This window comes from Pseudomonas sp. R43(2017) (genome assembly GCF_002112345.1).
Lineage (GTDB): Bacteria > Pseudomonadota > Gammaproteobacteria > Pseudomonadales > Pseudomonadaceae > Aquipseudomonas > Aquipseudomonas kribbensis.
The window spans coordinates 168194-191307 of record NZ_NEHJ01000010.1 but is presented as its reverse complement, the minus strand read 5'-3'; the positions used below and the strand labels follow the sequence as shown (position 1 = coordinate 191307).

The 23114-nt window shown below is 60.3% G+C and carries 18 protein-coding genes and 5 tRNA genes; 7 read left to right on the top strand and 16 right to left on the bottom strand.

Going from position 1 to position 23114, the window contains the following annotated elements:
- Positions 1-42: 42 nt before the first annotated feature.
- The 4 genes from leuB to leuC all read right to left on the bottom strand — a co-directional run bounded on the left by leuB (position 43) and on the right by leuC (position 4192).
- A complete protein-coding gene (gene leuB, locus CAG02_RS25860; protein WP_085711999.1) occupies positions 43-1125 on the bottom strand; it encodes a 3-isopropylmalate dehydrogenase in 1083 nt (360 codons plus the stop codon).
- 69 nt (positions 1126-1194) lie between these two features.
- Positions 1195-1962, bottom strand: a complete 768-nt coding sequence (locus CAG02_RS25855) for a class I SAM-dependent methyltransferase (RefSeq protein ID WP_085711998.1) — start codon at positions 1960-1962, stop codon at positions 1195-1197.
- Between the two features lie 154 nt (positions 1963-2116).
- Positions 2117-2761, bottom strand: a complete 645-nt coding sequence (gene leuD / locus CAG02_RS25850; protein WP_007956446.1) for a 3-isopropylmalate dehydratase small subunit — start codon at positions 2759-2761, stop codon at positions 2117-2119.
- A 12-nt stretch (positions 2762-2773) separates the two neighbouring features.
- Entirely contained in the window at positions 2774-4192 is a 1419-nt protein-coding gene (gene leuC / locus CAG02_RS25845; protein ID WP_085711997.1) for a 3-isopropylmalate dehydratase large subunit, read from the bottom strand.
- Between the two features lie 140 nt (positions 4193-4332).
- Between leuC and CAG02_RS25840 the strand changes: the two genes are divergently transcribed.
- A complete protein-coding gene (locus CAG02_RS25840; protein ID WP_085711996.1) occupies positions 4333-5223 on the top strand; it encodes a LysR family transcriptional regulator in 891 nt (296 codons plus the stop codon).
- 69 nt (positions 5224-5292) lie between these two features.
- Positions 5293-8571, top strand: coding sequence for a PAS domain S-box protein (locus tag CAG02_RS25835; protein ID WP_085711995.1), 3279 nt, complete (start codon positions 5293-5295; stop codon positions 8569-8571).
- Positions 8572-8617: 46 nt separating this feature from the next.
- Here the strand turns inward: CAG02_RS25835 and CAG02_RS25830 are convergent, their stop codons facing one another.
- From CAG02_RS25830 to gltX, 10 genes are all read right to left on the bottom strand, one after another.
- Positions 8618-9061, bottom strand: coding sequence for an Hsp20 family protein (locus tag CAG02_RS25830; RefSeq protein ID WP_085711994.1), 444 nt, complete (start codon positions 9059-9061; stop codon positions 8618-8620).
- A 119-nt stretch (positions 9062-9180) separates the two neighbouring features.
- A complete protein-coding gene (locus CAG02_RS25825; protein WP_085711993.1) occupies positions 9181-10140 on the bottom strand; it encodes a tRNA-dihydrouridine synthase in 960 nt (319 codons plus the stop codon).
- A 35-nt stretch (positions 10141-10175) separates the two neighbouring features.
- Positions 10176-10637 carry a thioesterase family protein gene (locus CAG02_RS25820; protein WP_085711992.1) on the bottom strand — a complete coding sequence of 154 codons (462 nt, stop codon included), beginning with the start codon at positions 10635-10637 and terminating at the stop codon, positions 10176-10178.
- Between the two features lie 47 nt (positions 10638-10684).
- The gene (locus tag CAG02_RS25815; protein WP_085711991.1) at positions 10685-11518 is read right to left on the bottom strand and encodes an alpha/beta fold hydrolase; all 834 of its coding nucleotides are present in this window, start codon (positions 11516-11518) and stop codon (positions 10685-10687) included.
- Positions 11519-11548: 30 nt separating this feature from the next.
- On the bottom strand, positions 11549-12088 hold the full coding sequence (locus CAG02_RS25810) for a TetR/AcrR family transcriptional regulator (protein WP_085711990.1): 540 nt from the start codon (positions 12086-12088) through the stop codon (positions 11549-11551).
- 181 nt (positions 12089-12269) lie between these two features.
- A tRNA-Glu gene (locus tag CAG02_RS25805) sits at positions 12270-12345 on the bottom strand.
- 78 nt (positions 12346-12423) lie between these two features.
- Positions 12424-12499 (bottom strand) — tRNA-Ala (locus CAG02_RS25800).
- A 53-nt stretch (positions 12500-12552) separates the two neighbouring features.
- Positions 12553-12628 (bottom strand) — tRNA-Glu (locus CAG02_RS25795).
- Between the two features lie 79 nt (positions 12629-12707).
- Positions 12708-12783: transfer RNA gene (locus CAG02_RS25790), tRNA-Ala, on the bottom strand.
- A 202-nt stretch (positions 12784-12985) separates the two neighbouring features.
- Positions 12986-14467, bottom strand: coding sequence for a glutamate--tRNA ligase (gltX, locus tag CAG02_RS25785; protein ID WP_085711989.1), 1482 nt, complete (start codon positions 14465-14467; stop codon positions 12986-12988).
- A gap of 230 nt (positions 14468-14697) precedes the next feature.
- On the opposite strand from gltX, the gene CAG02_RS25780 reads away from it, so the two are divergent.
- Together CAG02_RS25780 and CAG02_RS25775 are read left to right on the top strand one after the other, a co-directional pair.
- Complete coding sequence (locus tag CAG02_RS25780; RefSeq protein WP_085711988.1) at positions 14698-15747, top strand: HlyD family secretion protein; 1050 nt, start codon at positions 14698-14700, stop codon at positions 15745-15747.
- Between the two features lie 49 nt (positions 15748-15796).
- Positions 15797-17287, top strand: coding sequence for an MDR family MFS transporter (locus tag CAG02_RS25775; RefSeq protein WP_170931647.1), 1491 nt, complete (start codon positions 15797-15799; stop codon positions 17285-17287).
- Between the two features lie 6 nt (positions 17288-17293).
- Here CAG02_RS25775 and uvrB read toward each other — a convergent pair whose 3' ends face one another.
- A complete protein-coding gene (gene uvrB / locus CAG02_RS25770; protein WP_085711986.1) occupies positions 17294-19309 on the bottom strand; it encodes an excinuclease ABC subunit UvrB in 2016 nt (671 codons plus the stop codon).
- A gap of 336 nt (positions 19310-19645) precedes the next feature.
- Between uvrB and CAG02_RS25765 the strand changes: the two genes are divergently transcribed.
- The 3 genes from CAG02_RS25765 (at position 19646) to CAG02_RS25755 (ending at position 21299) form a co-directional block, all read left to right on the top strand.
- Positions 19646-20842: an amino acid aminotransferase gene (locus CAG02_RS25765; protein ID WP_085711985.1), complete on the top strand. Its 1197-nt coding sequence runs from the start codon at positions 19646-19648 to the stop codon at positions 20840-20842.
- A gap of 110 nt (positions 20843-20952) precedes the next feature.
- Complete coding sequence (locus CAG02_RS25760; RefSeq protein ID WP_065257405.1) at positions 20953-21153, top strand: hypothetical protein; 201 nt, start codon at positions 20953-20955, stop codon at positions 21151-21153.
- Between the two features lie 70 nt (positions 21154-21223).
- Positions 21224-21299: transfer RNA gene (locus CAG02_RS25755), tRNA-Asn, on the top strand.
- Between the two features lie 123 nt (positions 21300-21422).
- On the opposite strand, the gene CAG02_RS25750 is transcribed toward CAG02_RS25755, so the two are convergent.
- Positions 21423-22943 carry a nucleobase:cation symporter-2 family protein gene (locus tag CAG02_RS25750; protein ID WP_085711984.1) on the bottom strand — a complete coding sequence of 507 codons (1521 nt, stop codon included), beginning with the start codon at positions 22941-22943 and terminating at the stop codon, positions 21423-21425.
- Positions 22944-23114 lie beyond the last annotated feature (171 nt).

Below are 23114 nucleotides of genomic sequence, written 5' to 3'. Positions count from 1 at the left end.
GGGCCGCTGCTTTGTCTTGAATTTCGCAGCGGGCCCGAGAGATTACAGATTCCGCAGCGCGGCGACTACTGCGTCACCCATTTCCTGCGTACCGACTTTAGTGCAACCGGCCGAAAAGATGTCGCCGGTGCGCAGGCCTTGATCCAGCACCACGCTGACCGCTTTCTCGATGGCATCTGCGGCTTCGTGCAGATTGAAGCTGTAACGCAGCATCATCGACACCGACAGAATGGTCGCCAGCGGGTTGGCGATGCCTTTGCCCGCGATGTCCGGTGCCGAACCGTGGCAAGGCTCGTACATGCCCTTGTTGTTGGCATCCAGCGAAGCCGACGGCAGCATGCCGATGGAGCCGGTGAGCATCGACGCTTCGTCGGACAGGATGTCGCCGAACATGTTGTCGGTGACGATCACGTCGAACTGCTTCGGCGCGCGCACCAGTTGCATGGCGGCGTTGTCGACGTACATGTGGCTCAGTTCGACCTCAGGGTAATCCTTGGCCACCTGCTCGACCACTTCACGCCACAACTGGCTGGACGCCAATACGTTGGCCTTGTCCACCGAGCACAGCTTCTTGCCACGAACCATGGCCATGTCGAAACCGACACGGGCGATGCGGCGGATCTCGCTTTCGCTGTACGGCAGTGTGTCGTAGGACTGACGCTCGCCGTTTTCCAGGGTACGGGTGCCGCGCGGCGCTCCGAAATAGATGCCACCGGTCAGCTCACGGACGATCAGGATGTCCAGGCCGGAAACGATTTCCGGCTTCAGGCTCGATGCGTCGGCCAGTTGCGGATAAAGGATCGCCGGACGCAGGTTGCCGAACAGGCCCAGTTGCGCACGGATCTTCAGCAGGCCGCGCTCAGGGCGGATGTCACGCTCGATGGTGTCCCATTTCGGGCCGCCCACGGCGCCCAGCAGCACGGCGTCAGCGGCGCGGGCACGGTCCAGGGTTTCGTCGGCCAGCGGCACGCCGTGCTTGTCGATGGCGGCGCCACCGATCACGTCATGGCTCAGCTCGAAGCCCAGGCTGTACTTGTCGTTGGCCAGTTCCAGCACCTTGACCGCTTCGGCCATGATTTCCGGACCAATACCGTCGCCTGGGAGAATCAGAATCTGCTTGCTCATGCTTTCCTCGTGTCTTCAGTCGGTGCGCCAGCGACTGGCGCGCCCGGAAAAATGCTTGTCGTTCTAAATTTATTTCTCGGCCCAGAGCACCAGTACATCTGTACTGAACGAACCATCGGCCTCAATCTCAAAATATTCGCGTACTTCGTTGCCCATCGATTGCTGCAACTGACGGATCGCGGCGCGCATCACCTCGGGCGTGCGCATGCGCTCGACCCAGCTGTTGTACTCCAGACGCAGGCGCTGACGCGTGGTGCTGCGGGTGTGCAGACCGGCCTCGCTGACCTGGCGCAGCCACTCACCGGCAGAATAATCGCGTACATGGCTGGTGTCGCGCAGTACCTCGACGCTCTGCAGATAGGTGTCGAACAGCGGACTGCCCGGCGACAGCACATCGACGAACGCCGCCACGCCACCCGGTTTCAACACTCGGCGCACTTCGCGCAAGGCCACGCCGAGATCGCTCCAATGGTGCGCCGAATAGCGGCTGAACACGAAGTCGAACTCACCATCGGCGAACGGCAGACGCTCGGCGGCACCATTGACCGTGGAAACGTTGCTCAAACCACGATCAACCGCAGCGGCAGCCACCACATCGAGCATCTGCTGCGACAGGTCGTAGGCCACCACTTCCTTCACCAACGGTGCGACGTGAAAACTCACGTGCCCGGCACCGCAACCCAGGTCCAGCAGCCGAGCCTCGCCCTGCCCCGCCAGCTCAGCCTGCAGCAGCGCAAATTCAGTGCCTTGAGCGTGAACGGCGCTGCTCAGGTAGGCGGCGGCCTGTTCACCGAATTGCTTCTGTACAACCTGACTGTGTTGGGCGGTGCTGCTCATGGGGACTTCCTTTTGGGCTGGAGTCTGTGTTGCTTTTGCCGGCCTCATCGCTGGCAAGCCAGCTCCCACAGGTTTCGTGAACACCGCAAATTACTGTGGGAGCGGGCTTGCCCGCGAAGAGGCCAGCCCTGACGGCATCAATCTCAAATCTTGCTCAGGCGTCGCGGAACAACCACGGCTGGCTCGCACGATGTTTGGCTTCGAACGCCGCAATCGCGTCGCCGTCCTGCAAGGTCAGGCCGATGTCGTCCAGACCGTTGAGCAGGCAGTGCTTGCGGAACGCGTCGATCTCGAAGCGGTACACCTTGCCGTTCGGGCTGGTCACGGTCTGCTCGTGCAGATCGATCTGCAACTGATAACCCGGCGCGGCCTCGACCTGCTTGAACAGCTCGTCGACTTCCGCATCGCTCAAGATGATCGGCAGCAAGCCGTTCTTGAAGCTGTTGTTGAAGAAGATGTCGGCGTAGCTCGGCGCAATGATGCTGCGGAAACCGTATTCTTCCAGCGCCCACGGCGCGTGCTCACGACTGGAGCCGCAACCGAAGTTCTCTCGGGCCAGCAACACGCTGGCGCCTTGATAACGCTCGGCGTTGAGCACGAATTCCTTGTTCAGCGGCCGTTTGGAGTTGTCCTGATACGGCTGGCCGACATCCAGGTAACGCCACTCGTCAAACAGGTTCGGGCCGAAACCGGTGCGTTTGATCGACTTCAGAAACTGCTTCGGGATGATCTGGTCGGTGTCGACGTTGGCACGATCCAGAGGCGCGACAAGACCAGTGTGCTGGGTAAAAGCTTTCATGCTGCGCTCCTTTTAGATCAATTCACGAACGTCGATGAAACGACCGTTCACCGCCGCCGCAGCGGCCATGGCCGGGCTGACGAGGTGGGTACGGCCACCGGCGCCCTGACGGCCTTCGAAGTTACGGTTGGACGTCGAGGCGCAATGCTCGCCGGACTCTAAACGGTCCGGGTTCATCGCCAGACACATCGAGCAACCCGGCTCACGCCATTCGAAACCGGCCTCCAGGAAGATCTTGTCCAGACCTTCGGCTTCAGCCTGCGCCTTCACCAGACCCGAGCCCGGCACCACGATGGCCTGCTTGATGGTCGACGCGACCTTGCGGCCCTTGGCGATCACCGCCGCAGCGCGCAGGTCTTCGATGCGCGAGTTGGTGCAGGAACCGATGAATACGCGGTCGAGCTGAATGTCGGTGATCGCCTGATTGGCGGTCAGACCCATGTATTTCAAGGCGCGGACAATCGAGTCGCGCTTGACCAGATCCATCTCTTTGGCCGGGTCCGGCACGTTCTGATCAACGGCCAACACCATTTCCGGGGAAGTGCCCCAGCTGACTTGCGGCTTGATTTGCGCAGCGTCGAGTTCAACCACCGTGTCGAAATGCGCGTCGGCGTCGGACACCAGGTCTTTCCAGGATTCGACCGCCAGATCCCACTCGGCGCCTTTCGGTGCGAATGGACGACCCTTTACGTAATCCACAGTCTTCTGGTCCGCCGCCACCAGGCCCACCCGGGCGCCGGCTTCGATGGACATGTTGCAGATGGTCATGCGGCCTTCGATGGACAGATCGCGAATCGCGCTGCCGGCAAATTCGATGGCATGGCCGTTACCGCCGGCGGTGCCGATCTTGCCGATCACGGCAAGGACGATGTCCTTGGCGGTCACGCCGAACGGCAACTGGCCTTCGACGCGCACCAGCATGTTCTTCATTTTCTTGGCGACCAGGCACTGGGTGGCGAGCACGTGCTCGACCTCGGAAGTGCCGATACCGTGGGCCAAGGCGCCGAATGCGCCGTGGGTCGAGGTGTGCGAGTCGCCGCAGACCACGGTCATGCCCGGCAAGGTCGCGCCCTGCTCCGGGCTGATCACGTGGACGATGCCCTGGCGCACGTCGTTCATCTTGAATTCGACGATGCCGTACTCATCGCAGTTGTCGTCGAGGGTCTGAACCTGCAAACGCGAGACCTGGTCGGCAATGGCGCTGATGCCGCCCTTGCGCTCCGGGGTGGTCGGTACGTTGTGGTCCGGGGTCGCGATGTTGGCATCGATGCGCCATGGCTTGCGCCCGGCCAGACGCAGGCCTTCGAAGGCTTGCGGCGAGGTCACTTCGTGGATGATGTGACGATCGATATAGATCAGCGCCGAACCATCGTCGCGCTGCTTGACCAAATGCGAATCCCAGAGCTTGTCGTAGAGCGTTTTGCCGGCCATCAGACGTTTCCTCATCAGCTTGTTTCTATGCCCTGGGCTTATCAATAACCCTTTGGCTTGTGAGGCCGATCCTATGGGGTTAGATTGAATAACTCAAATTCATATTTTTTATGCTTTGGATAACCAGCTGGAATACAAACATGGATCTGGCCAACCTCAATGCCTTTATCGCGATCGCCGAGTCCGGGAGTTTCTCCGGCGCCGGTGAACGCCTGCACCTGACGCAACCGGCGATCAGCAAACGCATCGCCGGGCTGGAGCAGCAATTGAACGTGCGGCTGTTCGACCGGCTGGGCCGTGAAGTGGGCCTGACCGAGGCCGGCCGGGCTTTGCTGCCACGGGCCTATCAAATTCTCAACGTGCTCGATGACACCCGCCGCGCCTTGACCAACCTGACCGGCGAAGTCACGGGCCGCCTGACCCTGGCCACCAGTCACCACATCGGCCTGCACCGTTTGCCGCCCCTGCTGAGGGAATACACCCGCCGTTACCCACAGGTGGCGCTGGATATTCAGTTCCTCGATTCGGAAGTGGCCTACGAGGAAATCCTCCATGGCCGTGCGGAGCTGGCGGTCATCACCCTGGCGCCGGAGCCGCACACACTGGTCAAAGCGACGCCGGTCTGGGATGACCCGCTGGATTTCGTAGTCGCCCCGGAACACACATTGATCAGCAACGGCGCTGTCACATTGGCGGATATTGCCGGTCATCCTGCGGTTTTCCCCGGCGGCAACACCTTTACCCACCATATTGTCCAACGCCTGTTCGAGGCTCAGGGCCTGACACCGAACATCGCCATGAGCACTAACTATCTGGAAACCATCAAAATGATGGTGTCGATCGGCCTGGCCTGGAGCGTTTTGCCGCGCACCATGCTCGATGAACAGGTGGCGCGCATACCTTTGCCGGGCATACAGCTCAGTCGCCAGCTAGGCTATATCCTGCACACCGAACGGACGCTGTCGAATGCTGCACGGGCGTTTATGGCCCTGCTGGACGCGCAAATCGATCTGCCAGGGACTCTCGGCTGACTTGTGCTACTCCTATAGAGCTGCCGTCCCCTGTGCCTAACGCCCAAATCAGCTCAAGGCCCCTTAACAATGCCGAAATCTGTTGACCGTATTCCGCCGATGCCGCGTATTCAGGCCATTGATCCACGGCGTTCCGAACAGAGCTGGGAGAGCGCGCCGCAATTGCTCGCGGCGCTCAACGGCGCCCGCCTCGGCGCCTGGTATTGGGATATCGAGCGCGGGCAGATCAGTTGGTCGCGGGGCACCCAGGCCCTGTTCGGCTTCGATCCACGGCAGCCGCTGCCCGAAGACCTGGAATACCTTGACCTGTTGCCGCCGGAAGACCGGGCGAAAACCATTCGCGCCTTCCACGCAGTGATTGCCGGCGCGCCGCTGGAACAGGCGATGCACCACCGCATTCGCTGGCCCGACGGCAGCCTGCACTGGCTGGAGATCAATGGCAGCCTGCTGCCGGACAAACATGGCCGCCCCCGAATGATCGGGGTGATCCGTGAAATCACCCACCAGCGGCAACGGGAACAGGCCCTCAGCAGCTCGGAGAAACGTTTCGCCACACTGTTTCACCTGTGCCCGAACATGGTGCTGCTGACCCGCCAGGAAGACGGCCTGATCAGCGAGGCCAACCAGTATTTCGAAAGCCTGTTCGGCTGGCCGGTGCAGAGCGCCATCGGCCGCACCACCCTGGAGCTGGGCCTGTGGGTGCATCCCGAGCAGCGGGCGGAGCTGGTCAAGAAAACCAAGGCCAAGGGCGAACTGATCAGCATGGAAGTGCAATTCCGCGCCAGTAATGGTCAGGTTCACGACGGCATTCTCAGTGCACAAAAAGTCGAACTCGAGGGCCAGCCTTATCTGTTGAGCACCTTTCTCGACACCACCGAACGCAAAGCCGCCGAACACGCCCTCAAGGACAGCCAGGAACGCCTCGATCTGGCACTGGACTCGGCACAGCTCGGCACCTGGGACTGGCACATTCCCAGCGGCATGCTCTACGGCTCGGCCCGGGCCGCGCAATTGCACGGGCTGGAGCCAATTCCGTTCCACGAATCGTTCGATGAATTCTTCGAAGGCGTGCCCGGCGAAGAGCGCGACAGCATGCGTGACGCCTACCGCAGCTTGCGCGAAGGACCCGCGGGCAACTATCAATTGACGTATCGCGTGCAATTGCCGGACGGCAGCTCGCGCTACCTGGAAAGCCGCGCCCGCCTCTATCGCGACGAAAACGGCGCGCCGCTGCGCATGGCCGGTACCCTGCTCGATATCACCGATCAGGTCGAACGCGAACAACGGCTGGTGGCCTCGGAAGAAAAATTCGCCACCCTGTTCCAGGTCAGCCCCGACCCGATCTGCGTCACCCGCCAGGAAACCGGGGAGTTCATCGAGATCAACTCCAGTTTCACCCAGACCTTCGGCTGGAGCGCCACCGATGTCATCGGCCACACCGCTGAAGAAATCGGCCTGTGGGACGCTTCCGCCAAAAGCCTGCAACGCATCGAACGGGTGATCCGCGAACAGGGCCTGAGCAACGTCGCGATCATCGTCCAGCACAAGGACGGCCAATCGCTGACCTGTGTGATTTCCAGCCGCCAGATCAGCGTCGGCAACCAGCCGTGCATCGTCACCACGCTGCGTGACATCACCCAGCAACAGCGCTCGGAAGCGGCGCTCAAGGCCAGTGAAGAGAAGTTCGCCAAGGCATTTCACTCCAGCCCTGACGCCATCACCATCACCGAACGCGACACCGGGCGTTATCTGGAGGTCAACGACGGTTTCTGTCGCCTGACCGGCTACCGCGCCGACGAAGTGGTGGGCAAAACCGTGTATCAGGTCGGCATCTGGGCCGAGGAAAAACAGCGCTCGGGGTTGCTCGCCGAGCTACAGATCAAGGGCCGCGTACACCATCAGGAAATGCTCGGGCGCAACAAACGCGGGGAACTGTTGACGGTGGAAGTCTCGGTCGAGCCGATCACCCTCAACGAAATCGCCTGCCTGCTGATGACCGCCCGGGACGTCAGCCTGCTGAAGAACGCCGAAGCGCAGATCCGTCATCTGGCCTATCACGATCCGCTGACCAACCTGCCCAACCGCGCATTGCTGATGGATCGCCTGAGCCAGCAGATCGCCCTGCTCAAACGCCACAACTTGCGCGGCGCGCTGCTGTTTCTCGATCTCGACCACTTCAAGCACATCAACGATTCGCTCGGCCATCCGGTCGGCGATACCGTGCTGAAAATCATCACCGCGCGCCTCGAAGCCAGTGTGCGCATGGAAGACACCGTGGCGCGGCTCGGTGGCGATGAATTCGTGGTGTTGCTCAGCGGGCTGGAAGGCACGCGCAACGAGGTCAGCGTTCAGGTGCGGGAGCTGGCCGACACCATTCGCGAACTGCTGTCGGAGCCGATGTTCCTCGACGGCCAGCGCCTGCAAGTGACGCCGAGCATCGGTGTGGCGCTGATTCCTGATCACGGCTCGACCCCGACCGACCTGCTCAAACGCGCGGACATCGCGCTGTACCGGGCCAAGGACTCCGGGCGCAACACCACGCAGATGTATCACAACACTATGCAGAAAGCCGCCAGCGAACGGCTGCGCATGGAAACCGATTTGCGACTGGCGCTGTCCCGTGGTGAATTCAACGTGCACTTCCAGCCGCAAGTGGACGCCCGAGACAACCGTATCATCGGCGCCGAAGCGCTGGTGCGCTGGAATCACCCGGAACTCGGCGCGCAATCGCCCACCGAATTCATCAAGGTCCTGGAAGACAGCGGGCTGATCCTCGAGGTCGGCACCTGGATCCTCGATGAGGCCTGCGATGCCTTCAAGCAATTGATCGCCGACGGCTTGATCGATCCGCTGGCGTTCAGCCTGTGCGTGAACATCAGTCCCCGGCAGTTCCGCCAGAACGACTTCGTCGAACGCATCGAACACAGCATGACCAGTCATGGCCTGCCTTGCTCGCTGCTGAAACTGGAAATCACCGAAGGCATCGTGATCCAGAACCTGGAAGACACCATCAGCAAGATGCGTCGCCTGAAAAAGCTTGGCGTGAGCTTCGCCATGGACGATTTCGGTACTGGCTATTCATCACTGACCTACCTGAAACGCCTGCCGGTGGACACCCTGAAGATCGATCAGTCCTTCATCCGCGACGCCACCAGCGACCCCAACGACGCCGAGATCATCCGCGCCATCGTCGCCATGGCCCGCAGCCTGGAACTGGAAGTGATCGCTGAAGGCGTGGAAACCCCCGAGCAGCTGGCGTTCCTGCAAGGGCTGGGTTGCCATTTGTATCAGGGGTATTTGCACAGTCGGCCGGTGGCGCTGGAGGTGTTGAAAGGCTTGCTGGTTTGACAGGCACAAAAAAGGGCGCCTTTCGGCGCCCTTCTTGTCGGTCGGCTTATTGCAGAGCCGGCTTCTGCGTCCCGTTGATCGGGATGCGTTTGGCTTTCGCTTCTTCCGGGATCACGCGCAGCAGATCGATGCTCAGCAGGCCGTTGCTCAGGCCGGCGGCCTTGATCTCGATGTGATCGGCCAGACGGAAGGACAGCTTGAATGCACGCTGGGCGATGCCCTGGTGCAGGAAAGTGACGCCTTCGTTCGCGTCACGCTTGCCGCCACTGATGGTCAGCACGCCTTTCTCGACTTGCAGTTCCAGGTCTTCTTCCTGGAAACCGGCCGCCGCCACGACGATGCGGTATTGATCGTCACCGTGTTTTTCGACGTTGTAAGGCGGATAGCTGCTGCCTGGCTCGTTGCGCAGGGCGGTTTCGAACAGGTCGTTGAAACGGTCGAAACCTACCGAGGAACGGAACAGTGGCGCGAGGGAAAATGCAGTACTCATGGTTCAAATCTCCTGAAAACAATCAGCAAGGTTTTTGTCTCCGCGACCCGAATTCGGCATCGCGTAACCCTTAGATAGGGACCTGCGTTTTGTTTTCAAGAGATTATTTGAAGATTTTTTCAGGCGGCTTCGGCGACCGGCAAGCCCAGCAAACGCGAGACCTGGTCCGGCTCGGTTTCGCGGCGAAGCACGGTAAACAGCTCGGTGGCCTCGGGATAGTTGCGGGTCAGCATCGCCAGCCATTGCTTCAAACGGCCCGGCGATTGGCGCGCAGTCATCTGCGCTTTGGCTTGCAGCCAGAAGTCCTGAATCAGCGGCATCAGTTCGGCCCAGGTCATCTCGACCACTTCCTCGCCGGCACGGGCGGCAGCGATCTGTTTGGCCAGATCGGGACGCGAAACCAGACCACGACCGAGCATGATGTCCTCGACGCCGCTGATTTCCCGGCAACGACGCCAGTCTTCAACACTCCAGATGTCGCCGTTGGCAAACACCGGCACCTTGACCACATCCTGCACACGCGGAATCCACTCCCAATGGGCCGGCGGCTTGTAGCCGTCCATCTTGGTCCGGGCATGAACCACGATATGCTCGGCGCCGCCCTCGGCCAGTGCCGTGGCACAGACCAGCGAGCCATCCGGGCTGTCGAAACCCAGGCGCATCTTGGCGGTGACGGGAATGTGCGCCGGCACCGCACGTCGCACGTGTTCGACGATCTGGTTGAGCAGCTCCGGCTCCTTGAGCAGCACCGCACCGCCACGGGACTTGTTGACCGTTTTGGCCGGGCAGCCGAAGTTCAGATCGATCACTTCAGAGCCCAATTCGCAGGCCAGCGCAGCGTTTTCCGCCAGGCACACCGGGTCGGAACCCAGCAATTGCACGCGCAGTGGCACGCCGGAAGCAGTGCGGGCACCGTTGAGCAGTTCGGGACCGAACTTGTGGAAATAGGCCGGAGTCAGCAACTGGTCGTTGACGCGGATGAACTCGGTCACGCACCAGTCAATACCGCCGACACGGGTCAGGACATCGCGCAGGATGTCGTCGACCAACCCTTCCATCGGCGCCAGAGCAATTTGCATGGGAAACACACACTCAAGGAAAAACGTGCGGCAGTTTACTGGGTTTCGCGGGTTAAACCCATTTCCGCTGTCTGGATGGCCGGGCCGTAACCTTCAATGAACTCGGCGGGCATGCGCTTGGGCTTGCCGGTGGACAGTTCGATGCAGACGAAAGTGGTCTGGGCGCGCAGTAGCGTGGTGTTGTCGCTGGGGCGAATCAACTGGAAGTGACGGGTCATTTTCAGGCGCTGATCCCAATCGACGATCCAGGTCGCCAATTGCAGTTCGTCACCTTCGTAGGCGGCCGCCAGATAATCGATTTCGTGCCGCACCACCGCCATCGCCCGATCCAGACGCCGGTACTCGACCAGATCCAGCCCCAGCCGCTGCGAGTGGCGCCAGGCGCAGCGTTCGAGCCAGGACACATAAACCGCGTTATTCGCGTGCCCCAGCCCGTCGATGTCCTCGGCGCCCACTTGCAGATCAATGGTAAACGGCGTTGCCCGATCCCAGCCCATGCCCTACTCCCGGTCAAATGATTCAACCGGGGCAGTGTAACGGATGACTAGGCCGATTGCCGCGCCTGAAGGCTGCGCCCGGCGAGCAGTGATAACACGCCATCAATCACCCGAGGGTCGGCCAGCACGCGCTGGTGACCGCCGGTCTCCAGGCGCAGCAGTCGGCTGTCGAACCAGGATTCGTGGATCAGTTGGGATTCCTTGACCGAGACGAAGGTGTCGTCCTCGGCATGCACGATCAGGCCTGGCATATCCAGTTGATAGTGAGCGACATCGAGGGTGGCGGCGCGCATGCCGACGTCCTGTTCGACCTGGCGGATGAAGGCAGAACGAGCTCTCGGCGGCATTCCGACGTAGCGGGCAAACCCGCGCAACACGCCCAGAATTCGGGCCGGCGCGGCAATGCTGACCAGGGTTTCGGTGCGCAGGCCCAGTTGCACTGCGAGCATGGCGCTGGCGCCACCCATGGAGTGACCGATGACCGCTTGCAGCGGTGGCAATTCAGCAGCGGCTTCGAGCATGGCGCGGGCGAACAATACGACGTTGGCTTCACGTCCTGGCGAACGACCGTGGGCCGGGCCGTCGAGCGCGACGACCGTATAACCGGATTCCACCAGCGCCGTAATCAGCGCGGCAAACTGGGTCGGCCGCCCTTCCCAACCGTGCATCAGCAGAACCGTCGGGCCTTGCCCCCAACGCAGTGCGGAGAGACCGAAGCGCAAAGTGATCCGCTCGGATTTAGCCAGCAGCGGCAATTCCCAATCCCGCGGTGAATTTGCGCGGGGCGTCATGAATGCCAGCCGCATTTTTCTTGCCACCAGCTTCGGTGCAAACCAGCCCAAGGTGCCATTAACGCCGCGAACCCACTTCAACGTGCTCATCGCTCTCTCCTCAGGCTTGTTGCCTTCAGGTCAACGCACCGCCGATTTGGCAGCGCGCAGCAATCGATCGGATAGATCACCAGGCCCCAACGCCCTTGAGAGCGCCAGACCACCTACCATCAGGGCCACGTCGGCCAACGCTTTATCGATGTCTTCAGGGCTTGAAGCCAACTGCGCGATCATCAGTTCCAGGTGCTCGTTCAGCGCTATGCGAAACGCTTCCGGCAGCCGCCCAAGCTCGCCGATGGAGGCCGGGATCGGGCAGGCCGAATCACTGGAGTCACGGTGCTTGCGCGACAGGTAGAACGCAGCCACCAGGGCGCGACGCTCTTCGCCGGTCAATTCGGAGTCCATGTCGGCAATCAGGTCCCGGCGGCGACCCAGCAACTGCTTGAACGCCTCAAGCATCATTGCGTCCTTGCTTTCGAAGTGCGCATAGAAGCCACCGACAGTCAGGCCGGCGGCGCCCATCACTTCACCCACGCTCGGCTCGGCCGGGCCACGCTGGATCAGAGCGGCGCTGGCAGCCTTGAGGATGCGTTCGCGGGTTTGAGCTTTTTTGTCGTTCATCGTTGCCTCCGAATATTACGATTAGAATATTATTCTCATAATAATATTCTGCAAGTCGAAAATATGACCGCTGGTCTGAAGCACAGTTTAAGGAAAAAGGAGATTTGGCCAAACGCCAGACAAACAAAAGGGCCATTCAATAATTGAATGACCCTTATAAATCCCGCAAGGCGGGTAATCGTGGCGTCCCCTAGGGGACTCGAACCCCTGTTACCGCCGTGAAAGGGCGGTGTCCTAGGCCACTAGACGAAGGGGACACAAACCTTCTATACAACTGATCAGTGCTGAGATCTGATCGATTCAAGGCCGGTGTGGCCAGACCTTGAACTGTAAATTGGTGGAGCTAAGCGGGATCGAACCGCTGACCTCCTGCATGCCATGCAGGCGCTCTCCCAGCTGAGCTATAGCCCCGGATTTTTCGCCTCGCGGCGGAGCGACTACTTGTAACATCGCTTCTGTAAAACTGGCGTCCCCTAGGGGACTCGAACCCCTGTTACCGCCGTGAAAGGGCGGTGTCCTAGGCCACTAGACGAAGGGGACGCAAACCCTTCTATACAACTGATCAACGCTGAGTGTTGATCGCTTCGAAGCCGGTGTGGCCAGGCTTCGAAGTGTAAATTGGTGGAGCTAGACGGGATCGAACCGTCGACCTCTTGCATGCCATGCAAGCGCTCTCCCAGCTGAGCTATAGCCCCTCATCGTTGATGTCATCGCTGAGGACGGGGCGAATCTTAAGGGCGTATCGAAAGCCTGTCAAACTTATTTTTGAAAAATTTCAAAATTTTTTGTCGGCATAACAATCACTTACCGCCCTCCCCCCGTAAATTCGGGGGAAAACGCCGAAGGACGGGATCAAAAGATCCTGACCTGCGGCGCGTCCTGCAGAGTCAAACGCAATCAGGCGATAGCGCCCAACAGCTTTTCCCACTCTTTGTTTTCTTTCTTCGACACGCCGCCCAGCAGGTCAATCGCCTGGCGCAGACGGAAACGGGTCAGGTCCGGCCCGAGGATTTCCATCGCATCGAGCACCGATACCGAACTTGCCTGACCAGTGATCGCCGCAAACATCAACGGCATCGCATCACGCAGTTTCAGCTCGAGAGATTCGACCACCGCCTGAATCGTCGCGGTGATACTGTCCTTCTCCCACTGACGCAGGCTTTCCAGTTTCCACAGGATCAACTGCATCAGTTGACGAACCTGATCACCCGAGAGCTTTTTCGACTCGAACAGCTTGGCATCAGGATTAACCCCGCCGGCAAAGAAAAACCCGGCCAGCGGTGCAACCTGGCTGAAGGTTTCGACGCGACCCTGGACGTGCGGCGCGATCTTCATCATGTATTCGGAGTTGAACGCCCACTTCTGTACGCGAGCGGCGAACTCTTCCACCGGAAGATCACGCAGCCACTGACCGTTGAGCCACGACAGCTTCTCGATGTCGAAAATCGGCCCGCCCAGCGACACGCGCTTGAGGTCGAAGTTGTCGACCATTTCCTGCAGCGAGAACTTCTCGCGCTCGTCCGGCATCGACCAGCCCATGCGGCCCAGGTAGTTGAGCATCGCTTCAGGCATGAAGCCCATACGCTCGTAGAACGTCACCGAGGTCGGGTTCTTGCGCTTGGACAGCTTGCTCTTGTCCGGGTTACGCAGCAGCGGCATGTAGCACAGCTCCGGTTGTTCCCAACCGAAGTATTCGTAGAGCAGGATCAGTTTCGGTGCCGATGGCAGCCATTCTTCACCGCGCAGCACGTGAGTGATGCCCATCAGATGGTCGTCGACCACGTTGGCCAGGAAGTACGTCGGCAGGCCGTCGGTCTTCATCAGCACTTGCATGTCCATGCGATCCCACGGGATCTCGACATCGCCACGCAGCATGTCCGGCACCACGCAGACGCCTTCGGTCGGCACTTTCATGCGGATCACATGCGGCTCGCCGGCAGCCAGACGGCGCGCGACTTCTTCCTTGGACAGCAACAGTGCACGGCCGTCGTAACGCGGAGTTTCGCCGCGTGCCATTTGCTCGGCGCGCATCTGATCCAGCTCTTCCGCAGTGCAGAAGCATGGGAAAGCGTGGCCCATGTCGACCAGCTGCTGGCAATACTTCTGATAGATGTCGCCACGTTCGCTCTGGCGATAAGGACCGTGTGGGCCGCCGACGTCCGGGCCTTCGCTCCAGTCGATGCCGAGCCAGCGCAGAGCGTCGAAAATCTGCTGTTCGGACTCGCGGGTCGAACGCAGTTGATCGGTGTCTTCAATGCGCAGGATGAACTCACCGCCGTGCTGCTTGGCAAAGCAGTAGTTGAACAATGCGATGTAAGCGGTACCTACGTGGGGATCCCCGGTAGGCGATGGCGCGATGCGAGTGCGGACGGTGGTCATGGCATGTCTCGAAAAGAATGAAAAGCAAAGAACAATCAAGCGGCGAATGGTAACAGGCGACACCCGCCCCGCTCCAGCGGGCAGGGCATTTAAGCCAATTTTGCGTCTGTAACGCCCGTAGGCCGCGGTGAATGGCTGAATATCAGCAGACGGCATTTACCGTTCATCGGCTGTATGCCAGATTCGCCTGCTGATAACTTTCCTTACAATTCCTCGACTACAGTTTGCCCATGCCTGCCCAACTCAAGCGTCGCCTGTTCATTTTCCTGCTGCTCGTCCTGCTGATTGCCGGGGGCTTTTTCGCTCATTGGTTTTTCAAGGGGCGCTTTTATGAAAGCACCGACAACGCCTATGTCCAGGGTGAAATCACCCGCGTGTCGAGCCAGTTGAGCGCGCGCATCGACGAAGTCCTGGTGCAGGACAACCAGCACGTGGAAAAAGGCCAGTTGCTGGTGCGTCTCGAAGGCGACGACTTCCGCCTCGCCGTCGATCGTGCCAATGCCGCCCTCGCCACCCGTGAAGCCGAGCGCCTGCAGGCTCAGAGCAAACTGACTCAACAATCCAGCCTGATCGCCGCCAGCGAAGCGCAAGTGGCAACCACGCAAGCCACACTGGGCCGCTCGCAGATTGACCTGTCCCGCGCAGAAGCCCTGCGCAAACCCGGTTTCGTTTCCGAGGAGCGGGTCACCACCCTCTCCGCCGACAACCACATCGCCCGCTCGCAAGTGGCCAAGGCCCAGGCCGATGCGCAGAGCCAGCGCCAGCAGGTCAGCGCGCTGAATGCCGAGATCAAGCGCCTCGATGCGCAGATCGCCAACGCCCGTGCCGACCTCGCCCAGGCCGAACTGAACCTGACCCGTAGCGAAATCCACGCGCCGATCAGCGGCCTCGTCGGCCAGCGCGCCGCCCGCAATGGCCAGATTGTTCAGGCCGGCGCGTACCTGCTGTCGATCGTCCCGGACGAAGACATCTGGGTGCAGGCCAACTTCAAGGAAACCCAGATCGGCCACATGCAGCCGGGGCAGAAGGCCGAACTGCTCTTCGACGCTTATGGCGATACGCCGATCGAAGCCCGGGTCGACAGCCTTTTCGCAGCTTCCGGCGCGCAGTTCAGCCTGTTGCCGCCGGATAACGCCACCGGCAACTTCACCAAAGTCGTACAGCGGATTCCGGTCAAACTGACCTTCAAGGCTGACAACCCGCTGCACGGCAAAATCCGTCCGGGCATGTCGGTCACCGCCACCGTGAATATCAAAGACGCCCCAGACAATGGCCGGTGATCAACTGATCCGCCCGGTCGGCGAACCGACCCGGCGGGACTGGATCGCGGTGATGAGTGTCATGCTCGGCGCCTTCATGGCGGTGCTCGATATCCAGATCACCAACTCGTCACTCAAGGACATTCAGGGCGCCCTGTCGGCGACCCTGGAGGAAGGCTCGTGGATTTCCACCTCGTACCTGGTGGCGGAAATCATCATGATCCCGCTGACCGCGTGGCTGGTGCAGTTGCTTTCGGCGCGACGGCTGGCGGTGTGGGTGTCGCTGGGGTTTCTGATTTCGTCCTTGCTGTGCTCGATGGCCTGGAGCCTCGACAGCATGATCGTGTTTCGCGCCATGCAGGGCTTCACTGGCGGTGCGCTGATTCCGCTGGCCTTCACCCTGACCCTGATCAAACTCCCCGAACACCACCGCGCCAAAGGCATGGCAATGTTCGCCATGACCGCCACTTTCGCCCCGTCCATCGGACCGACCCTCGGCGGCTGGCTCACGGAAAACTGGGGCTGGGAGTACATCTTCTATATCAACGTGCCGCCGGGGCTGATCATGATCGCCGGGCTGATGTACGGCCTCGAGAAGAAAGAGGCGCACTGGGAACTGCTGAAAAGCACCGATTACACCGGCATCCTGACGCTGGGCATCGGCCTTGGTTGCCTGCAGGTGTTTCTTGAAGAAGGCCATCGCAAGGACTGGCTGGAATCGAGCCTGATCGTGACGCTGGGCAGCATCGCCCTGCTGAGCCTGATCACCTTTGTGATCGTACAGATTTCCAAGCCCAACCCGCTGATCAATCTCGGCATCCTGCGCAATCGAAACTTCGGGCTGTCGAGTATTTCCAGCCTGGGCATGGGCGTTGGCCTCTACGGCTCGATCTATCTGCTGCCGCTGTATCTGGCGCAGATCCAGAACTACAACGCCCTGCAGATCGGCGAAGTGATCATGTGGATGGGCGTGCCGCAGCTGTTCCTGATTCCGCTGGTGCCGAAGCTGATGAAGTTCGTGTCGCCCAAATGGCTGTGTACCTTGGGGTTCGGTCTGTTCGGGCTGGCAAGTTTCTCATCCGGCGTGCTCAACCCGGACTTTGCCGGGCCGCAATTCAACCAGATCCAGATCATCCGCGCCCTCGGCCAGCCGCTGATCATGGTGACCATTTCGCTGATCGCCACGGCTTATATCCTGCCGCAGGATGCGGGGTCGGCGTCGAGCCTGTTCAACATCCTGCGCAACCTCGGCGGCGCCATCGGCATTGCCCTGCTCGCGACGTTGCTGGATGCTCGCACCAAGACCTACTTCGATTATTTGCGCGAAGCGGTGGTGCCGACCAATCCGCAGGTGGCCGAACGCCTGGCGTCGATGACCGATCGCTTTGGCAGTGATACGGCGGCGCTGGGGAAATTGAGTGACATCGTCCATCAGCAGGCGCTGATCATGGCCTACAACGATGCCTTTCATTTTGTCGGGATTGCGCTGGGGATCAGCATGTTGGCGATATTGCTGACCAAGAAATTGCCTGCCGGACTGAAGGCCGGGGAGGCACACTGACTCGAATCAGACTGCCAAAAGCCGCTCGCGCATTTTGGCGATTTCGTCGCGCATCTGCGCCGCCGCTTCGAATTCCAGGTCGCGGGCCAACTGGTACATCTTCTCTTCCAGTTGGCGGATGCGTTTGGTGATCTCGCTTGGCGAACGCAATTCCGCTTCGTACTTGGCGTTTTCTTCGGCGGCCTTGGCCATGCCTTTGCGCTTCTTGCTGCGCGAACCGGGCACGGTGGCGCCTTCCATGATGTCGGCGACGTCCTTGAACACGCCCTTCGGCGTGATGCCGTTGGCCAGGTTGAAGGCTATCTGTTTGTCACGACGGCGCTCGGTCTCGCCGATGGCACGCTCCATCGAACCGGTAATGCGATCCGCGTAGAGAATCGCCCGGCCATTGAGGTTACGTGCCGCACGGCCGATGGTCTGGATCAACGAACGCTCGGAACGCAGAAAGCCTTCCTTGTCCGCATCGAGAATCGCCACCAGCGACACTTCCGGCATGTCCAGGCCTTCCCGCAGCAGGTTAATCCCCACCAGCACATCGAAGGTGCCGAGGCGCAGGTCGCGGATGATTTCCACCCGTTCGACAGTGTCGATGTCCGAGTGCAGATAACGCACGCGTACGCCGTGATCGGCCAGGTAATCGGTCAGGTCCTCGGCCATGCGCTTGGTCAGCGTGGTGACCAGCACCCGCTCCTCCAGCGCCACGCGCTTGGTGATTTCCGAAAGCAGATCGTCAACCTGAGTCAGCGCCGGGCGCACTTCCACCTGCGGGTCGACCAGACCGGTCGGGCGCACAACCTGTTCGATCACTCGTCCGGCATGTTCGGCTTCGTAGTTGCCGGGCGTGGCCGAGACGAAAATCGTCTGCGGGCTCACCCCTTCCCACTCGTCGAAGCGCATAGGCCGGTTATCCAGCGCCGATGGCAGGCGGAAGCCGTATTCCACCAGCGTTTCTTTACGCGAACGGTCGCCCTTATACATCGCGCCGACTTGCGGCACGCTGACGTGGGATTCGTCGATCACCAGCAATGCATCCGCCGGCAGGTAATCGTAGAGCGTTGGCGGCGCAGCGCCGGCCGGACGCCCCGAGAGATAGCGCGAGTAGTTTTCGATGCCGTTGCAGTAGCCGAGTTCGAGGATCATCTCCAGGTCGAACCGGGTCCGTTGCTCCAGACGCTGAGCTTCGACCAGTTTGTTGTTATTGCGCAGGTATTCCAGACGTTCCTGCAACTCGACCTTGATCCCTTCGATGGCGTCGAGCAGAGTTTCCCGGGGCGTCACGTAGTGGCTTTTCGGGTAGAAGGTGAAGCGCGGCAGTTTACGGATGACTTCGCCGGTCAGCGGGTCGAACGCGGAAATGCTCTCCACTTCGTCATCGAACAGCTCGATGCGGATCGCTTCGAGGTCGGATTCGGCCGGATAAATGTCGATCACGTCGCCGCGCACCCGGAACGTCGCCCGGGCGAAATCCATGTCGTTGCGGGTGTATTGCAGGTCGGCCAGGCGCCGTACCAGCGCGCGCTGATCGAGCTTGTCGCCGCGATCGACGTGCAAGACCATTTTCAAATAGGTTTCCGGGCTGCCCAGACCGTAGATGCACGACACCGTGGTGACAATGATCGCGTCCTTGCGCTCGAGCAATGCCTTGGTCGCCGACAGACGCATCTGCTCGATGTGATCGTTGATCGACGCATCCTTCTCGATGAAGGTGTCGGACGACGGCACATAGGCTTCGGGCTGGTAGTAGTCATAGTAGGAAACGAAGTATTCGACGGCGTTGTTCGGGAAGAACGACTTGAATTCGCCATAAAGCTGCGCGGCCAGGGTCTTGTTCGGCGCCAGCACCAGGGTCGGACGCTGCACCTGGGCAATCACGTTGGCGATGCTGAAGGTCTTGCCCGAACCGGTCACACCGAGCAGGGTCTGGTGCGCCAGCCCGGCTTCAATGCCCTCGACCATCTGGCGAATGGCTTCAGGCTGATCGCCGGCAGGGTCGAATCGGGTGACGAGCTGGAATTCAGACATAAACACCTCTGGAATCGCGACGCCGGCGGCAAACCGCAGCACCACGAGAAAGACCGCAAACGACCGATGTCGCGCAAGGAAAAACGAAGATTGTGCTGAATGTGGAGCCGATTGCCTCTCCTTTCAAGGCAAACGTCCTACATCCGGTAAAGTCTCCGACAAGTCCATTCGACTAACGGTCGAGAAATAATCGGAAAAACTTACCTGAAAATCCGATTCGCCTGTCGCCATTGATCGATGATGGCCTCTATACTAGCTCCCCGTTTGTGCACCGCTCTAGTGCATTCGGCTGGAGCGCCACACGTCCCTCCACTCTCCATTAGAGCTGCCGTAAAAATGAGCCTGTTCTCCGCTGTCGAAATGGCACCCCGCGATCCAATCCTGGGCCTCAACGAAGCATTCAACGCCGATACCCGGACCAATAAGGTCAACCTCGGGGTGGGTGTGTACTGCAACGAAGAGGGGCGAATTCCACTCCTGCGCGCCGTCATCGAAGCCGAAACCATTCGTGCTGCTCAGCACGCCTCCCGTGGCTACCTGCCGATCGACGGCATCGCTGCTTACGATCAGGCTGTGCAAAAGCTGCTGTTCGGCAATGATTCGCCACTGCTGGCCGCTGGCCGCGTGGTCACCACTCAGGCCGTCGGCGGGACCGGCGCACTGAAAATCGGTGCCGACTTCCTCAAGCAACTGCTGCCGAATGCCGTTGTGGCGATCAGCGACCCGAGCTGGGAAAACCACCGCGCGCTGTTCGAAACCGCCGGTTTCCCGGTGCAGAACTACCGTTACTACGACGCCGCCACCCACGACGTGAACCGTGCCGGCCTGCTCGAAGACCTCAACGCCCTGCCGAACGGCTCGATCATCGTGCTGCACGCTTGCTGCCACAACCCGACCGGCGTCGACCTGAGCCCGGCGGACTGGAACAACGTGCTGGAAGCGGTCAAGGCCAAAGGTCACGTGCCGTTCCTCGACATGGCTTACCAGGGTTTCGGTGACGGCATCGCCGAAGACGCCGCTGCCGTGCGTCTGTTCGCCGAGTCCGGCCTGACCTTCTTCGTGTCGAGCTCGTTCTCCAAGTCGTTCTCGCTGTACGGCGAGCGCGTCGGCGCGCTGTCGATCGTCAGCGAATCGAAAGAAGAAAGCGCCCGCGTCCTGTCGCAGGTCAAGCGCGTGATCCGCACCAACTACTCCAACCCGCCGACTCACGGTGCAAGCGTTGTCGCCGCTGTGTTGAACAGCCCGGAACTGCGCGCCCAGTGGGAAGCGGAACTGGCCGAAATGCGCCTGCGCATTCGCGGCATGCGCGAGCAGATGGTTGCTCTGCTGGCGAAGAAAGCCCCGCAGCGTGATTTCAGCTTCGTTGGCCGTCAGCGCGGCATGTTCTCCTACTCCGGCCTGACCACCGAGCAGGTTCACCGCCTGCGCAACGAGTTCGGCATCTACGCCCTGGACACCGGCCGCATCTGCGTCGCCGCGCTGAACCAGAGCAACATCGAAGTCGTGACGGACGCCATCGTTCAGGTCATCTGATCCGGCGCAGCACTGAAACGGGAAGCTTTCGGGCTTCCCGTTTTTATTTGTCTGAAGAAAAGCCGCAACACCCTCTAGACTGCACACAGACGATATTTCAGAGAACCGACATGAAAAACGATGACCTGCGCGCCGACCGCGATGAGCTGGACTACTATCCGCCCCGCACCTCGGGCAAACGCGAAAAGAGCCTGGTACTGCAAGTGGCGGCCGGCGTGTTTCTCGGTGGACTGGCCCTTTGGCTGGTGCAACTGGCGGCCACAGCGTTGTACGCAAAACTGCTGATGGGCACCTTCACATTCGGCGGCTGAAAACCGTTCAGCAAAAAAATATCCGGCAAAGCTTGACTAGTCTTTTTAAATCAGTAACATACGCACCAATTCCGCAATAGCTCAGTTGGTAGAGCAAGTGACTGTTAATCACTGGGTCCCTGGTTCGAGTCCAGGTTGTGGAGCCAAATACAGAGCCCCTGAATCGAAAGATTCAGGGGCTTTTTTGTGGGCGTTGAAAAAGTGCGTGCCATAAAAAGGGCCGATCAGTTTCTCAACTGATCGGCCCTTTTCTGTTTCAGAAACAGCAGTCAGACGTGCTCGCTGCTCTTGGCATGCACTTTCGGTGCGCCATGACCGTGATCCGAATCCGGATCGATCACCGGCACTTCATTGCCATCGCAGTCATGCAGCTTGCCGTCGCTGAAGTAGTCGCCCTCGCGCAGCGCCGCCAGATCCCGATAACGCAGGGTCCGCTCTTCTGCCGCCGCGAATACCGACTGCTGATCCGAGTTACCCGCCGTGAAGTGGTTGAACGCCAGGTTCAGCAGGATCGCCATGATCGCCGACGAACTGATGCCCGAATGGAAAATGGTCGCGAACCAGCTCGGGAAGTGATCGTAGAAATTCGGCGCGGCAATCGGGATCATGCCGAAACCGATTGAGGTCGCAACGATGATCAGGTTGACGTTGTTGCGGTAATCGACCTTGGACAGCGTACGGATGCCGCTCGCCGCCACGGTGCCGAACAGCACGATACCGGCGCCGCCGAGTACCGAAGTCGGCACCGCCGCAATCACCCGGCCCATGAACGGCAGCAGGCCGAGGATCACCAGGAAGATACCGCCGGTCGCCACCACATAACGGCTCTTGATTCCGGTCACCGCCACCAGCCCGACGTTCTGGGCAAAGGCGCTCTGGGTGAACGAGCCGAAGATCGGTGCAAACATGCTCGACAGCATGTCCGCCCGCAGGCCGTTGCCCAGACGCTTGGAATCGACCTTGGTGCCGATGATTTCACCGACCGCCAGGATGTCCGCCGAGGTTTCCACCAGCGTCACCATGACCACGATGCACATCGACAGGATCGCAGCGAAGTGGAAGGTCGGCATGCCGAAATGGAACGGTGTCGGGAAGCCGAACATCGGCCCTTGGGTGACACTGGAGAAATCCGCCATGCCAAGGAACACCGCCAGTACCGTGCCGATCACCATCGCCAACAGAATCGACAGACGCGAGATAGTGGAGCTGCCGACCTTGCTCAGCAGCAGCACCAGCACCAGCGTGACCGCCGCCAGACCGATGTTCTGCATGCTGCCGAAGTCCGGAGCATGACTGTTGCCACCCATGGCCCAGCGTGCGGCCACCGGCATCAGCGTCAGGCCGATGGTGGTGATCACGATGCCGGTAACCAGCGGTGGAAAGAACTTGGTGATTCGCGAGAACACCGGCGTGATCAGTAAACCGATCAACGACGCGGCAATCACCGCCCCGAGCACCGATTGAAAGCCGCCCTCCCCGCCACTGCTGACAATCGCCACCATCGTGGCAACACCGGAGAACGACACGCCCTGCACCAGCGGCAACTGACATCCGAAAAACGGCAGACCCAGGGTTTGCAGCAACGTGGCCAGCCCCCCCGCAAACAATGAAGCAGCAATCAACAGACCAATGTCCGCCGGCGACAACCCGGCAGCCTGACCGATGATCAGCGGCACCGCGACGATACCGCCATACATGGTCAGAACATGTTGCAGGCCGTAAGCCATATTCGCGCCGACCCCGAGGTTTTCGTCCTCGGGCCGTTGGTGTGAAACATGGGGCGTTTTCATGGTGGGGGGTTCCCTGGTTTTTGTTATGCGCACACTGTATTCAATAGTTGTGACAAATGTCCATAGAGTTGTATACAACTTATCAGTCACATTATGGATAGGTAGCCACCCAACCTTCTATCCCGCCGCATCCATCCCCCCACAAATCCGGCAACACATCGTTAACTGGCC

Coding starts and splice junctions, on each gene's coding strand:
- leuB (WP_085711999.1), bottom strand. CDS start 1,125: ATGAGCAAGCAGATTCTGATTCTCCCAGGCGACGGTATTGGTCCGGAA.
- CAG02_RS25855 (WP_085711998.1), bottom strand. CDS start 1,962: ATGAGCAGCACCGCCCAACACAGTCAGGTTGTACAGAAGCAATTCGGT.
- leuD (WP_007956446.1), bottom strand. CDS start 2,761: ATGAAAGCTTTTACCCAGCACACTGGTCTTGTCGCGCCTCTGGATCGT.
- leuC (WP_085711997.1), bottom strand. CDS start 4,192: ATGGCCGGCAAAACGCTCTACGACAAGCTCTGGGATTCGCATTTGGTC.
- CAG02_RS25840 (WP_085711996.1), top strand. CDS start 4,333: ATGGATCTGGCCAACCTCAATGCCTTTATCGCGATCGCCGAGTCCGGG.
- CAG02_RS25835 (WP_085711995.1), top strand. CDS start 5,293: ATGCCGAAATCTGTTGACCGTATTCCGCCGATGCCGCGTATTCAGGCC.
- CAG02_RS25830 (WP_085711994.1), bottom strand. CDS start 9,061: ATGAGTACTGCATTTTCCCTCGCGCCACTGTTCCGTTCCTCGGTAGGT.
- CAG02_RS25825 (WP_085711993.1), bottom strand. CDS start 10,140: ATGCAAATTGCTCTGGCGCCGATGGAAGGGTTGGTCGACGACATCCTG.
- CAG02_RS25820 (WP_085711992.1), bottom strand. CDS start 10,637: ATGGGCTGGGATCGGGCAACGCCGTTTACCATTGATCTGCAAGTGGGC.
- CAG02_RS25815 (WP_085711991.1), bottom strand. CDS start 11,518: ATGAGCACGTTGAAGTGGGTTCGCGGCGTTAATGGCACCTTGGGCTGG.
- CAG02_RS25810 (WP_085711990.1), bottom strand. CDS start 12,088: ATGAACGACAAAAAAGCTCAAACCCGCGAACGCATCCTCAAGGCTGCC.
- gltX (WP_085711989.1), bottom strand. CDS start 14,467: ATGACCACCGTCCGCACTCGCATCGCGCCATCGCCTACCGGGGATCCC.
- CAG02_RS25780 (WP_085711988.1), top strand. CDS start 14,698: ATGCCTGCCCAACTCAAGCGTCGCCTGTTCATTTTCCTGCTGCTCGTC.
- uvrB (WP_085711986.1), bottom strand. CDS start 19,309: ATGTCTGAATTCCAGCTCGTCACCCGATTCGACCCTGCCGGCGATCAG.
- CAG02_RS25765 (WP_085711985.1), top strand. CDS start 19,646: ATGAGCCTGTTCTCCGCTGTCGAAATGGCACCCCGCGATCCAATCCTG.
- CAG02_RS25760 (WP_065257405.1), top strand. CDS start 20,953: ATGAAAAACGATGACCTGCGCGCCGACCGCGATGAGCTGGACTACTAT.
- CAG02_RS25750 (WP_085711984.1), bottom strand. CDS start 22,943: ATGAAAACGCCCCATGTTTCACACCAACGGCCCGAGGACGAAAACCTC.